This window comes from uncultured Flavonifractor sp. (assembly GCF_944383115.1).
In the GTDB taxonomy this organism is placed as follows: Bacteria; Bacillota; Clostridia; order Oscillospirales; family Oscillospiraceae; genus Flavonifractor.
In genome coordinates this window covers 1-13,255 of record NZ_CALWOJ010000058.1, presented here as the reverse complement: position 1 = coordinate 13,255, position 13,255 = coordinate 1, and the positions used below count along the sequence as shown (strand labels likewise).

The 13,255-nt window shown below is 62.0% G+C and carries 10 protein-coding genes; 2 read left to right on the top strand and 8 right to left on the bottom strand.

Annotation, left to right across the window (positions count from 1 at the left end):
- Nucleotides 1-137: 137 nt before the first annotated feature.
- Genes Q0K43_RS07395 through Q0K43_RS07385 form a run of 3 tightly spaced genes read right to left on the bottom strand, consistent with a single transcriptional unit; the run spans nt 138 to nt 2,562 of the window.
- A complete protein-coding gene (locus Q0K43_RS07395; protein WP_297289915.1) occupies nt 138-1,199 on the bottom strand; it encodes a M24 family metallopeptidase in 1,062 nt (353 codons plus the stop codon).
- Nucleotides 1,200-1,222: 23 nt separating this feature from the next.
- Nucleotides 1,223-2,065: a TIM barrel protein gene (locus Q0K43_RS07390; RefSeq protein WP_297289914.1), complete on the bottom strand. Its 843-nt coding sequence runs from the start codon at nt 2,063-2,065 to the stop codon at nt 1,223-1,225.
- The gene (locus Q0K43_RS07385; protein ID WP_297289913.1) at nt 2,062-2,562 is read right to left on the bottom strand and encodes a YqeG family HAD IIIA-type phosphatase; all 501 of its coding nucleotides are present in this window, start codon (nt 2,560-2,562) and stop codon (nt 2,062-2,064) included. The genes Q0K43_RS07390 and Q0K43_RS07385 overlap by 4 nt, the downstream gene beginning before the upstream one ends.
- Before the next feature lie 82 nt (nt 2,563-2,644).
- Between Q0K43_RS07385 and Q0K43_RS07380 the strand changes: the two genes are divergently transcribed.
- Nucleotides 2,645-3,427, top strand: coding sequence for a hypothetical protein (locus Q0K43_RS07380; protein ID WP_297289912.1), 783 nt, complete (start codon nt 2,645-2,647; stop codon nt 3,425-3,427).
- Between the two features lie 50 nt (nt 3,428-3,477).
- Here the strand turns inward: Q0K43_RS07380 and rpsU are convergent, their stop codons facing one another.
- From rpsU to recG, 5 genes are all read right to left on the bottom strand, one after another.
- A complete protein-coding gene (gene rpsU, locus Q0K43_RS07375; RefSeq protein ID WP_009259223.1) occupies nt 3,478-3,660 on the bottom strand; it encodes a 30S ribosomal protein S21 in 183 nt (60 codons plus the stop codon).
- A 114-nt stretch (nt 3,661-3,774) separates the two neighbouring features.
- Nucleotides 3,775-6,195: a leucine--tRNA ligase gene (gene leuS / locus Q0K43_RS07370; protein WP_297289911.1), complete on the bottom strand. Its 2,421-nt coding sequence runs from the start codon at nt 6,193-6,195 to the stop codon at nt 3,775-3,777.
- 147 nt (nt 6,196-6,342) lie between these two features.
- Nucleotides 6,343-7,680 carry a DUF4179 domain-containing protein gene (locus Q0K43_RS07365; protein WP_297289910.1) on the bottom strand — a complete coding sequence of 446 codons (1,338 nt, stop codon included), beginning with the start codon at nt 7,678-7,680 and terminating at the stop codon, nt 6,343-6,345.
- Nucleotides 7,674-8,117, bottom strand: coding sequence for an RNA polymerase sigma factor (locus tag Q0K43_RS07360; protein ID WP_297289909.1), 444 nt, complete (start codon nt 8,115-8,117; stop codon nt 7,674-7,676). Before Q0K43_RS07360 ends, Q0K43_RS07365 begins: the two co-directional genes overlap by 7 nt.
- 148 nt (nt 8,118-8,265) lie before the next feature.
- Complete coding sequence (gene recG, locus Q0K43_RS07355) at nt 8,266-10,374, bottom strand: ATP-dependent DNA helicase RecG (protein WP_297289908.1); 2,109 nt, start codon at nt 10,372-10,374, stop codon at nt 8,266-8,268.
- Nucleotides 10,375-10,637: 263 nt separating this feature from the next.
- Between recG and Q0K43_RS07350 the strand changes: the two genes are divergently transcribed.
- A partial coding sequence (locus Q0K43_RS07350) for a pyruvate carboxylase (protein ID WP_297289907.1) occupies nt 10,638-13,255 on the top strand: 2,618 nt, incomplete at its 3' end.

Here is a 13,255-nt window from a genome sequence, read left to right as displayed (position 1 = left end):
GGCCGTCCATCTCAAAGGTCACGCCGTTGCGGAAATCACTGGCAGAAATCGTAGGCATTGAAATTCATCCTCCAAAAAGGTATTCATATGATTAGCTAAGTCATTTTACCCTATTATTTCCCGGTTTGCAAGGCTTTTTACAGAATAATCAGCTCTTTGGGCGATTTGGTGAGATTCACACTGCCCTCCTCGGTGTAGATGAGTACATCCTCGATGCGCACGCCGAATTTTCCGGGCAGATAGATGCCGGGCTCGGCGGAGACGGCGGCACCCACGGGCATGGGAGTCTCGTCCCGGCCGTTGGCGTTGGGGGACTCGTGGATCTCAATGCCTACGCTGTGGCCGAAGCCATGACCAAAGTATGCCCCGTAACCGGCATCCTCAATCACCTTGGCGGCGGCGTTGTGGATCTCCTTGCCGGGCACCCCCGCCTTGGCCTTGGCGATACCGGCCAGCTGGGCCTTCAGCACGGTGTCGTACACCTTGCGCATCTCCTCGGTGGGCTCGCCCAGGGCGATGGTGCGGGTCATGTCGGAGCAGTAGCCGCCGTACTTGCAGCCGAAATCCATGGTGAGGAACTCGCCCTTCTGCACCTTTTTCTCGCTGGGAATGCCGTGGGGCAGGGAGCCGTTGGGGCCGGACACCACGATGGGGTCAAAGCTCATCTTCTCCGCGCCCCGGAGCAGCATCTCGTACTGGAGGCGGGCGGCGATCTCCTGCTCGGTCATGCCGGGCTGGATGAACTTCAGAATGGCGTCAAAGGCCTGATCGGTGATCTCCTGGGCGCGCTTCATCAGGGCGATCTCTTCCTCGTCCTTGGCAGCACGCAGATTATTCACCAGGCTCTGGGCAGGCACCAGCTCGCAGGGCAGCTTGGAATACTGGTTGTAGGAGGCCACGGTCACATAGCCGTCCTCAAAGCCCATCTTCTGGATGCCCAGCTCCTGCACAGCCTGCTCGGCCAGCACCATGAAGTTCTTGTTCCGGTCGGTCATGGTGATGTGGGCGCCGGTCACCAGGTTGCCGGCGGCCTCAATGTACCGGGAGTCGGTGAAGTAGCGGCTCTCGCTGCGGGTCACGATGACCATGCCCTCGCCGTGGAACCCGATGGCATAGTATTCACCGGGATCGCTGGTGATGAGCATGGCATCCAGCTTGTATTCGTCCAGCTTGGCCGCGATTTGTTTCAGATGGTTCATTTGAAAGACTTCCTTTCTAAATATCAAGCGTTCTGATAGAGTCGTTTCATGGTCAGCGCATCCTCCGCCTGGGTGCCCGCACTTTCGCAGATAAAGGTGGGGCTCCAGCCCCGGCGGGCCACCTCGGCCATCAGGGGGGCCGGGTCGGGCCCGAAGTCCTGCTGATCGAAGGTCAGGTGCATTTTTTCTCCCCCGTTGGGGGTGAACTGGATCTTGGAGAAGTGGCTGTGGAAACGGGAGGCCCGTTCCTCTCCCAGCACCTCCTGGATGCGGTCCAGCATCTTCACACAGACCTCATGGCCCTCCAGCTCCCCCAGGGTACGGGCGTACAGGTGGCCGAAATCCACGCAGGGGGTAAGCCGCTCATCCAGGGTACACAGCTCCAGCACCTCGTCCAAATCTCCCAGCTGGTTAATCTTGCCCATGGTCTCGGGACAGAGGGTGATGTGTCCGAAGCCGGCGCCGTCGCAGGCGGCCACCACCTCTTTCAGGGAGTTCAGGGCGATGTCCTGGGCCTGACGCCGGGTGCGCTTCATCAAGGCCCCGGAGTGGATGACCACCCGGGTGGCTCCCATCCAGTCCGCCGCCTGGCAGGCGGCGGTGATATAGCCGATGGTCTTTTGCAGGCTGTCGGGATCAGGGTTGGCCAGGTTGATGAAGTAGGGGGCGTGGAGGGACAGGGCGATGCCCGCCTCCCTGGCCGCCTCCCCCACCTTCCTGGCGGTGGCTTCCCCTACGTTGACGCCCTTGCCGCACTGGTACTCGTAGCAGTCCAGCCCTAGCTCGGCCAGCCAGCGGGGGGCGTCCACCGAGGATTGATAGGGAAAGGACTCGGCGTTGCCCGCCGGTCCAAACATTGCGCTCATAATGGTTTTGCTCTCCTTTTTGTCAGGGCGCGGAAGGGCCACTCGGCGGCGTACCGCAGGTAGCGCCCCGGATTGCCCGCCAGCCGGATGGGCTCCACCAGCAATGTGGTCACCCCCGCCCGGCTGCCGCCCAGAATATCGGTAAAGATCTGATCCCCCACGATGGCGGTCTGCGCCGGTGTGCAGCCCATCTGCTCCATTGCCTGATAAAAGGAGCCCGGCTTGGGCTTGCCGGCGTGGCCGATATAGGGGACACCCAGTGCCTTGCAAAACCGCTCCGGCCGCTGGGGATGGCGGTTATTGGACAGCACGAACAGGGTGATCCCCTGCTTTTGCAGTTGGGCCGTCCAGTCCCGCACCTGCCGGGTGGGTTCCGGCACCCCGTAGGGCACCAGGGTGTTGTCCAGATCGGCCAGCAGCAGGCGGATGCCCCGCCCGGCCAGCGCGGCGGGATCGATGTCGTAAATGGTCTTTCCTGACCAGTGGGCCGTCAGCATGATTTCACCTCGTCTATTTGCACTCTGGTCCGCATAGAATTATACACGCTTCTTACAACTTGGACAAGGGGGTAGCTTACCGATGCAACCAAATCACGCATGGATCCTCACCGCGCCGCCCGCCCAGAGCAGGGCGGCCCTGCGGTTCGGCCTTCCCGTAGCCCACGCCGCCTACCGGGTAGGGGGCGGCCCGCACCTGTTCCGGGCCAATATGCCCATATCCGTCCGGGGCGGCCTGATGGCCCTGGACTGCGTGGGCTTTGACGGGCGTGGAGAGGCCGGACCTTTCTGTCAGGAGGTACTGCGGGAATGTTCCGCCCGGGGGTACGACGGTATTTTATGCGATTTTGAGGGCAGGCCCCTCCCGCTGCTGGCCGAAATCGTACGCACCCTGGCCGGCCTGGCCCAGAAGCGGGGCTGGCCCCTCTATGTGCCGGAGGCCTATGGGGACTGCACCGACAGCGCCAAGGTTCTCATCTCCTCCGCCCTCTCCGGCGGGTCCCTGATCCAGCGGCTGGAGGACGCCATTCAACGGTACGGGCAGGGGCGTGTGATCCTGGCCATAGAGCGGGTGGCGGAGGACTTCTATCTGCCCTCCCCCACCGGCCAGGGCCATCCCCTGACACCCGCGGAATTGGGACAGCTCATGGAGGAGCGCAGTCCCTCGGTCTTTTTCTCCACCGAGCTGTGCGCCCACTACTTTACTTATATGTCCCGGGAGAACGGCGCCCACTTCGTCCTCTTTGACGACGCCGGGTCCATCCGTAAAAAAATGCAGGTGGCCCATCGCCTGGGCATCCGTCAGGCGGTGCTGGCCTATCCCCAGGTGGAGGATCTGTTGGAAGCCATCCTGGTGGAAGCCTGAAATGGAACAGGACCCCGCGCCGACGGCGCGGGGTCCTGTAATTCGTAGTATTAGTAATACTTCTTGCGATTCTTGCGAGCGGCCTCAGACTTCTTGCGGCGCTTGACGCTCGGGCTCTCGTAATGCTCGCGCTTACGAACCTCGGCCAGAACACCAGACTTGGCACAGCTGCGCTTGAAACGCTTCAGCGCGTTCTCCAAGGACTCGCCGTCCTTCACATGGACTTCCGACATTGACTTCCCCTCCCTCCGAAGCGGCGGGGTTCCACCGCCAAAAGGGCCACATAGATATGGCTTTAACAGAACCATTGTATGCTATTACTTTGCAAATGTCAAGAGCAGATTTTATTACTTGGCGATCAGGTTGACCAGCTTGTTGGGTACCAGGATGGTCTTGACCAGGTTTTTGCCCTCGGTAAATTTCTGCACCTTGGGGTCGGCCAGCGCGGCGGCCACCACGGTGGCCTCGTCGCTGTCCATGGGGACGGTGATGGTGGCGCGCAGCTTGCCGCACACCTGAACGGCCATCTGCACCTCGGCAGCCACGGTCTTGCTCTCGTCATAGGCGGGCCAGGCCTGCTGGCAGGCCATGCCATCGGCGTTGAAGCCCAGGCTCTCCCACAGCTCCTCGCACATATGAGGGGCGAAGGGGGAGAGCAGCAGCAGCAGGGTTCTGTACTCACCCTTGGAGCAGCCGTTCTGATAGAAGTCATTGACCAGAGCCATCAGGGCAGCAATGGCAGTGTTGAACTTCATAGCCTCGATGTCGTCGGCCACCTTCTTGATGGCCTTGTGAATGGCGCTCTCGTTGGCGGCGGAGTACTCCATGCTGTCGGTCAGGTTCTCGGACAGGTTCCACACACGGTCCAGGAATCGCTTGCAGCCCTTGACGGCGTTGTCGCTCCAGGAGGCGGCCTTCTCAAAGTCGCCGATGAACATGATATAGGTGCGCATGGTGTCGGCGCCGTACTGGGCCACCACGTCGTTGGGGTTGACCACGTTGCCCCGGCTCTTGGACATCTTCTCGCCGCCCTCGCCCAGGATCATGCCGTGGGAGGTGCGCTTCTGATAGGGCTCCTTGGTAGGCACCACGCCGATGTCGTAGAGGAACTTATGCCAGAACCGGCTGTACAGCAGATGGAGGGTGGTATGCTCCATGCCGCCGTTGTACCAGTCCACGGGAGACCAGTATTTCAGGGCCTCCTCAGAGGCCAGGGCCTGGTCGTTGTGGGGGTCCATATAGCGCAGGAAGTACCAGGAGGAACCGGCCCACTGGGGCATGGTGTCGGTCTCCCGCTTGGCGGGGCCGCCGCAGTGGGGGCAGGTGGTGTTGACCCAATCGGTCATCTTGGAAATGGGGGACTCGCCGTCGTCGGTGGGCTCGTAAGAGTCCACGTCGGGGAGCAGCAGGGGCAGCTGGTCCTCGCTGAGGGGCTGCCAGCCGCACTTCTCACAGTACACCATGGGGATGGGCTCGCCCCAGTACCGCTGGCGGGAGAACACCCAGTCGCGCAGCTTGTAGTTGACCTTGGCCTCGCCGATGCCCTTCTCCTCCAGCCACTTGGTAATGACGGGGATGGCGTCCTTGACGGTCAGGCCGTTGAGGAAGTCGGAGTTGACCAGGATGCCGGTCTCGTCCTTGGCGGTGAAGGCGGCCTTCTGCACATCCTCGCCGCCGGAGACCACCTCGATGATCTCGCAGCCGAACTTCTTGGCAAACTCCCAGTCCCGGTCGTCGTGGGCAGGCACGGCCATGATGGCGCCGGTGCCGTAGGTGGCCAGAACGTAGTCGGAGATAAAGATGGGGATCTCCTTGCCGTTGACGGGATTGACGCCCCGTACGCCGTCCAGGCACACGCCGGTCTTTTCTTTGTTCAGCTCGGTGCGCTCCAGGTCGGACTTGGAGGCGGCGGCAGCCTGATAGGCTTTCACATCGTCGGCGTTCTGGAGCAGACCGCGCTCCAGCCAGCCCTTCACCAGGGCATGTTCCGGAGAGAGGACCATATAGGTGGCGCCGAACAGGGTGTCGGGCCGGGTGGTGAATACCACGATATCCTCGCCGGTGGTGGCCTTAAAAGTGACCTCCGCGCCGGTGGAGCGGCCGATCCAGTTCTTCTGCTGGGTCTTGACCCGCTCGATGAAGTCCAGGTCGTCCAGATCGTCGATGAGCCGCTGGGCGTACTCGGTGATCTTGAGCATCCACTGGCTCTTCTCCTTGCGAACCACGGGAGCGCCGCAGCGTTCGCACACGCCGTCCACCACTTCCTCGTTGGCCAGCACGCACTTGCAGGAGGTACACCAGTTCACGGGCATGGTGGTCTTATAGGCCAGGCCGTGCTTCCACAGCTGGAGGAAGATCCACTGGGTCCACTTGTAGTAGGCGGGGTCGGTGGTGTTGATGACCCGGTCCCAGTCGAAGGAGTAACCCAGCATGTGGAGCTGGCGGGTAAAGTTCTCGATATTATCGTGGGTCACCTTGGCGGGGTGGATGTGGTTCTTGATGGCGTAGTTCTCCGTGGGCAGACCGAAGGCGTCGTAGCCCATGGGGAAAAGTACATTGTAGCCGTCCATCCGGCGCTTGCGGGCCACCACGTCCATGGCGGTGTAGGGGCGGGTGTGGCCCACGTGCAGGCCCTGCCCGGAGGGATAGGGGAACTCCACCAGGCCGTAAAACTTGGGTTTATCACTGTGGTTTTCACAGTGGAAGGTTTTTTCCTCTGCCCACTTTTTCTGCCACTTGGGCTCAATGGCAGCAAAATCGTACTTCATTGACTGCACTTCCTCGTATCATATCCTGGCGGTGTCTGCCGCCTCCATAATCTATGATATTATACTCGAAACGCGGCATCAATGCAAGAAAAACCATCAGGCCCCGCCGTAAAATACGGCGGGGCCTGGGTCTGCTCCTGTATGATATCACTGGGCGTCCAGCCGGATGACTGCCTTCTGTCCCTCCAGCAGTTCATACTGCTGCACAAAAAACCAGATCTGAGCCACCTTGTCCACATCCCGGGCGTAGGAAGCGGCACTGGGGGTGGAAATGACGGTGATGGTGCCGTCGCTCCGGTTCTTGATCTTTTCCACCCACACGTCCTCAAAGAGTTCCTCACCCTGGGCGTTCTGAAAATACACCCCGTTCAGCAGGCGGGCATACCAGGCGTTTACCGCCCCCACCGGCTGCATCTTCACGATGAGTTGTCCATCCACCGCTTCATAGCTGGCCGGAGCATACCCTCCGTCGGGATTTCCTGAGTCCGCAGAGGGCAGATCTTCCAGCGCCACCACCTGTCTGGGGGAAACTCCGCCCACGGATGTGGTTGGGATAATCTCCAGCTGCTTCAATCCCCTCACATCCCCGTACAGTTCATAGACGCTGTCCACATAACCCTCCGGGTCCCAGTAATGGTTGATCACCACCTGGTCATAGGGGATATAGGCTCCGGTATCACCATCCCGCAGGGCAAAGTCATACCAATTCTTTTCACTGGAATCCTCCTCCGCCCAACGCAGCCTGAGCAGAGTACCCAAAGGAGACCGGTTCAGGGAGACCGCCTCCACCTGTACCGGCTCTCCCCCAATTCTGGCGGAAAGGACGGCGTTCAGCTCAAACTGCTCCCCCTGGATGGGGCTTACAGAAAAGGCCAGCGTGTTTTCCCACAACAGCGGAGCAAGTTCACCCGGCTCTGCGTCTCCATATCGCGCCAGTTTCAGCTCCACCTGTTCCCCATCTTCCAGAGGGGTGCGCAGAAGGAAGCGCCAGGCTCCATACAACGTGTGGTCGTCGCCCAGGTATTCCTGGTTCTCAAAGCTGTTGCCATAGCCCTCTATGGAAATATCCTTCCCGCCGGAGTACAGGGTCATCCTGGGGGCGTACCGCCATGTCTCGTCCTGAACGTACAAACAGTAAAAGATGGTGCAGAACGTCCCGTCGGTTGCCACGCGATCCACCGTAAATACATCGCCGTTCTCCGCCGTCACCGATACGCCCACCGGCTGGGCACAGGTCTCATACACCTCATTCATACCCAGCATGGCATACTCGTTCTGCTCCCGCAGGAACTCAAAGGCCCCCATATAATAGGCCGCCGCTGTAATCCCCAGTAAGCCGCACATCACCGCCGCCGCCACAAGCACCCGGAACGTGCGTCTGGAGGCATTGACAGGCTTGGCTGTCATGGCCGCCGTCAGCCGGGCCTGAAAGTCCTGATCCGGCTCCACCTGGTCCATCCAGGTCTGATAATCCTGCTTCAGCATGGCGTTTCCCCCTCCTGTAAGTCCTCCCGCAGCATGGCCCGGGCCCGGCTCAGGCGGGTGCGGATGGCCCCCTCCCGCTTGCCCAGCACCTTGGCGATCTCCGCGGTACTCAGTTCCTCGTAGTAATAAAGATGCACTACCACCCGGTAGTCCTCCGGCAGCTCCGGCGCAGCCACCTCTCCCGCCTCCTCCAATGGCACCGCGCGCCGGCGCCAGGGGGAGCGGTGCAGATCCCCCGCGCAGTTGGCGGCTACCCGCAGCAGCCAGGCCTTGCAGTGTTCCCCATCCCGAAAAACAGGGGCCGCCCGCACCAGTCGCAGGAAGGTCTCCTGGGTGATGTCCTCCGCATCCTCCCGGCTGCCCGTCCGGGCGTAGGCCAGCCGGTACACCGCCGGGCTGTACTGCTCCACCAACCGGGCGGCTTCCTCCCGATCCATTGCCCGCCCTCCTTTCTCTGTTTCTATAGGGTACACGTTTTTTCTCTTAAAAACGTTACAGTACCCGCCATGAGCCACATTTATAAAGGGTGCTGCGCAGTACAGGGAGGCCCGCTGCAAGCAGCGGGCCTCCCTGTCTGATTCTCTCTTAATTAAATACGTCTCCCTGCTCGGCAAACAGCTTTTTCACACGGTGCAGCAGCGGGGCGTGTTCCGGCTGTTTCAGGCCGGGGTCGGCCTGGAGCAGTTCCTCGGCGGCAGTTTGGGCCTCCTTCAGCACCCGCATGTCTCCCGCCAGGTCGGCAATGCCCATCTGGGGCAGGCCGTGCTGCCGGGACCCGAAAAAGTCGCCGGGGCCCCGAAGGCGCAGATCCTCCTCCGCAATTTGAAACCCGTCGTTGGTTTTGGCCAGGACCCGCAGCCGCTCCCGGCTGTCCTGGTTGTGGGTGGAGGTGACCAGTACGCAGTAGGACTGGTGCTTGCCCCGGCCCACCCGGCCCCGCAGCTGGTGAAGCTGGGAGAGGCCGAACCGGTCGGCGTTCTCCACGATCATCAATGCGGCGTTAGGCACATCCACCCCCACCTCAATAACGGTGGTGGATACCAGCACATCCAGTTTCCCGGCGGCAAAGGCGGTCATGACCGCGTCCTTCTCTTTGCTTTTCATCTTGCCGTGAACCAGGCCCACCCGCAGGTCGGGAAAGGCCTGGGTTCGGAGGGCCTCGGCGTAGGTGACGGCGGCCTTCAAGTCCAGTTCTTGCCGATAAGGTTTGGTTATATTCCAAAAGTCCTCCCGATCCATCTCAGGATCTTCTTTTTCCTCCACAGCGGGGCAAACGATATAGGCCTGACGGCCCTCCCCCACCAGCTTGCGGACAAAGTTGTACATCCGCTGCCGCTTGTCCTCCCCCACCACATAGGTCTCCACGGGAGAGCGGCCGGGAGGCAGCTCGTCCACCACCGACACGTCCAGATCGCCGTAGATGATGAGGGCCAGGGTGCGGGGGATGGGGGTGGCCGACATGACCAGCACATGGGGCTGGCCCGCCGCTTTGGCCGACAGGGCGGCCCGCTGGCCCACGCCGAAGCGGTGCTGCTCGTCGGTGACCACCAACCCCAGGTTTGCAAAGGTCACCCCTTCGCTCAAAAGGGCGTGGGTACCAATGACTAAATCCAACTCGCCGCTCTCCAGAGCGGCGTACAGCTGCTTCCGAGCCTTGCCCTTCACCGCCCCGGTGAGCAGTCCCACCCGCAGCCCAGCCCGCTCCAGCAGCGGAGACAGGGAGCGGTAGTGCTGCTCGGCCAGCAGCTCGGTAGGCGCCATCAGGGCGCACTGATACTCGTTCTGGGCCGCCAGCCAGGCGCCGTAGGCCGCCAGCATGGTCTTACCCGAGCCCACGTCCCCCTGCACCAGTCGGTTCATGGGAGAACCGGAGGTCAGGTCGGCAGCCATCTCCCTCATGACCCGCCGCTGGGCACCGGTAAGAGCAAAGGGGAGCAGATCCAAAAAGCTCTTCTCCGGCGGCAGCCGGAAAGTAAAGCCCGCCGCCTTGTCCCGCCGGGTACGCAGCAGAGCCATGCCGCAGGTGAGGTAAAACAGCTCCTCAAAGATGAGCCGCCGCCGGGCCACCGCCAGGGCGTTCTCATCGGCAGGGAAGTGGACGTTGCGGACGGCAAACTCCGCCTCTGCCAGCTGGTGTGCCTGCCGCAGCTCCTGGGGCAGGCTCTCCTCCACCTGGGCAGCGCAGTCCTCCACACACCGGAGGGTGAGCCCCGCCAGCAAATTGTTGGACACCCCGTGGGTCAGCCGGTACACCGGCAGGATGCGGCCGGTAAAACGCACCTTGTCCGCCCGCTCGCACACCGGGTTGGTCATCTGCCGCCGGGCGCCCTCGCCCTCCACCTTGCCGAAGCAGACGTAAGTTTCTCCCGTCCGAAGGACATCCTTTAAATAGGCCTGATTGAAAAAGGTGGCGGTGAGGCTGCCGGTGTCATCCACCAGGCGCACACGCACCAATTCCAGGCCCTTGCGGATGCGGGACAGCCGGGGCGGTTCGGCCACCATCAGGGTGAGGCACACCGGCACATCCGCCGGTGCCGAGGCGATGGACGCGCTCTTGCGGCGATCCTCATAGTCCCGGGGGTAATAGCGCAGCAAATCGCCCACCGTGGTCAGTCCCAGTCGGGCCAGCGACCTGGCTCTGGCCGGCCCCACACCCGGCAGGGCTTCCACACCGGTCTTCACTGTCAGCGCCATGATCCCACCCCCTTTTTTCTCCAGTGTAGCATAATTCCCATTTCCGGGCAAGCCGGGGGCGGTCTTTCCTGTGGTTCCCAACAAGAATTGCAATTTTTCAGAAAAACGATTGCAAAAACTTTAGCGTACAGATATAATACCTTTAAACATCAAATTTGTATGACAGCCCGGCAAACCGCCGGGCGCGCCTTTCCCCCGCCCCATCCGATACGCGGGGATTTATGACAGATTGCGACGACATTGATTCAGAAAGGAAGGACAGCATGGCGGAATGTAAGTTCAACAAAGTCCTGGTTGCCAACCGGGGCGAGATCGCCATCCGGGTGTTCCGGGCCTGCTATGACCTGGGCCTGCACACGGTGGCCATGTACTCCAACGAGGATACCTTCGCCCTCTTCCGCACCAAGGCGGACGAGGCCTACCTCATCGGTGAAAACAAGTCCCCCCTGGGGGCTTATCTGGATATCCCCTCCATTATCGATTTGGCCAAGCGCCGCAATGTGGACGCCATCCACCCCGGCTACGGCTTTTTGAGTGAGAATGCCGACTTTGCCAAGGCCTGTGAGGACGCGGGCATCACCTTTATCGGCCCCTCCTCCAAAATTCTGGCCCAGATGGGCGACAAGCTCACTGCCAAGGCCATCGCCAAGGCCTGCAACGTACCCACCATCCCCGGCTCCGAGCAGCCGCTGAAAAGCGGAGAGGAGGCCCTGGAGAAGGCCGTCTCTTACGGCTTCCCCATCATCCTCAAGGCGGCCGGCGGCGGCGGCGGACGTGGTATGCGCCGCTGCGACAAGCCGGAGGAGGTCATCCCCGCCTTCAATCTGGTGAAGAGCGAGGCCAAGAAGGCCTTCGGCAACGAGGATATCTTCATTGAGAAGTATCTGGTGGAGCCCAAGCACATCGAGGTGCAGATCCTGGGCGACAAGCACGGCAACGTGGTCCACCTCTTTGAGCGCGACTGCTCCCTCCAGCGCCGCTACCAGAAGGTGGTGGAGTTCGCCCCCGCCTTCAGCGTGCCGGAGGCCACCCGTCAGAAGCTGTATGAGGACGCGGTGAAGGTGGCCCGCCATGTGGGCTATGTGTCTGCCGGTACCGTGGAGTTCCTGGTGGACAAGGACGGCAACCACTACTTCATTGAGATGAATCCCCGCATCCAGGTGGAACACACCGTCACCGAGATGGTCACCGGCATCGACCTGGTGCGGGCCCAGATCCTCATCGCCGAGGGGCATCCCCTGTCCACCCCGGAGATCGGTATCCCCTCCCAGGAGGCCGTACACCTCAACGGCTACGCCCTCCAGTGCCGGGTAACCACCGAGGACCCGGCCAACAACTTCGCCCCCGACACCGGCAAGATCACCGCCTACCGCTCCGGCGGCGGCTTCGGCGTCCGTCTGGACGGCGGCAACGCCTACACCGGCGCCGAGATCTCCCCCTATTACGACTCCCTGCTGGTCAAGGTCACCTCCTGGGACAACACCTTCGAGGGGGTGTGCCGCAAGGCCATGCGGGCCATCAGCGAGGAACACGTCCGGGGCGTCAAGACCAACATCCCCTTTGTCACCAACATCCTGGCCCACCCCACCTTCCGGGCGGGCGCCTGCCACACCAAATTCATTGACGAGACCCCCGAACTCTTTGACATCGACACCGGACGGGATCGGGCCACCAAGGTGCTGAAATATATCGCCCAGATCCAGGTGGACTCCCCCTCCGCCGAGCGGCTCCAGCTGGACATCCCCCGCTTCCCGCCCTACGAGAATACGCCCCCCAAGTGTACCGGCCTTAAGCAGCTGCTGGACAGCAAGGGCCCCGAGGCGGTGCGGGACTGGGTGCTGGGGCAGAAGAAGCTGCTCATCACCGACACCACCATGCGGGACGCCCATCAGTCCCTGCTGTCCACCCGGGTGCGTACCCGGGATATGTTGAAGGCCGCCGAGGGCACCGCCGAGATCCTCAACGACTGCTTCTCCCTGGAGATGTGGGGCGGCGCCACCTTCGACGTGGCCTACCGCTTCCTCCACGAGTCCCCCTGGGAGCGGCTGCGGCTGCTGCGGGAGAAGATCCCCAACATCCCCTTCCAGATGCTGCTGCGGGGCGCCAACGCCGTGGGCTACACCAACTACCCCGACAACCTCATCCGCGCCTTCATCCGGGAGGCGGCCAAGGGCGGCATCGACGTGTTCCGCATCTTTGACTCCCTGAACTGGATCCCCGGCATGGAGGTGGCCATGGACGAGGTGCTCAAGCAGGGCAAGCTGTGCGAGGCCACCGTGTGCTACACCGGCGACATCCTGGACCCCAAGCGGGACAAGTACACCTTGAAATACTACGTGGACATGGCCAAGGAGCTGGAGAAGCGGGGCGCCCACCTTTTGTGCATCAAGGACATGTCCGGCCTGCTGAAGCCCTACGCCGCCAAGAAGCTGGTGTCCGCTCTGAAGCAGGAGATCGGCATCCCCGTCCACCTGCACACCCACGACACCTCGGGCAACCAGGTGGCCGCCTACCTCATGGCCGCCGAGGCCGGGGTGGACATCGTGGACTGCGCCATCGACTCCATGTCCTCCACCACCAGCCAGCCCTCCATGAACGCGGTGGTCACCGCCCTCCAGGGGCAGGAGCGGGACACCGGCCTGGATCCCGACAAGCTGCAGAAGCTGTCCGACTACTGGGCCGACGTGCGCCTGCGCTACAGCCAGTTTGAGGCGGGCATCAAGAACCCCTCCACCGACATCTACCGCTACGAGATGCCTGGCGGCCAGTACACCAACCTGAAGAGCCAGGTGGAGAGCATTGGTCTGGGCCACCAGTTCGAGGCGGTCAAGGAGATGTACAAGACCGTCAACCATATGCTGGGCGACATCGTGAAGGTGAC

What these genes read in the sequence shown, in the direction of transcription:
- Q0K43_RS07395 (WP_297289915.1), bottom strand. Translation starts at nt 1,199, where the DNA reads ATGAACCATCTGAAACAAATCGCGGCCAAGCTGGACGAATACAAGCTG.
- leuS (WP_297289911.1), bottom strand. Translation starts at nt 6,195, where the DNA reads ATGAAGTACGATTTTGCTGCCATTGAGCCCAAGTGGCAGAAAAAGTGG.
- Q0K43_RS07385 (WP_297289913.1), bottom strand. Translation starts at nt 2,562, where the DNA reads ATGCTGACGGCCCACTGGTCAGGAAAGACCATTTACGACATCGATCCC.
- Q0K43_RS07390 (WP_297289914.1), bottom strand. Translation starts at nt 2,065, where the DNA reads ATGAGCGCAATGTTTGGACCGGCGGGCAACGCCGAGTCCTTTCCCTAT.
- recG (WP_297289908.1), bottom strand. Translation starts at nt 10,374, where the DNA reads ATGGCGCTGACAGTGAAGACCGGTGTGGAAGCCCTGCCGGGTGTGGGG.
- Q0K43_RS07365 (WP_297289910.1), bottom strand. Translation starts at nt 7,680, where the DNA reads ATGCTGAAGCAGGATTATCAGACCTGGATGGACCAGGTGGAGCCGGAT.
- rpsU (WP_009259223.1), bottom strand. Translation starts at nt 3,660, where the DNA reads ATGTCGGAAGTCCATGTGAAGGACGGCGAGTCCTTGGAGAACGCGCTG.
- Q0K43_RS07360 (WP_297289909.1), bottom strand. Translation starts at nt 8,117, where the DNA reads ATGGATCGGGAGGAAGCCGCCCGGTTGGTGGAGCAGTACAGCCCGGCG.
- Q0K43_RS07380 (WP_297289912.1), top strand. Translation starts at nt 2,645, where the DNA reads ATGCAACCAAATCACGCATGGATCCTCACCGCGCCGCCCGCCCAGAGC.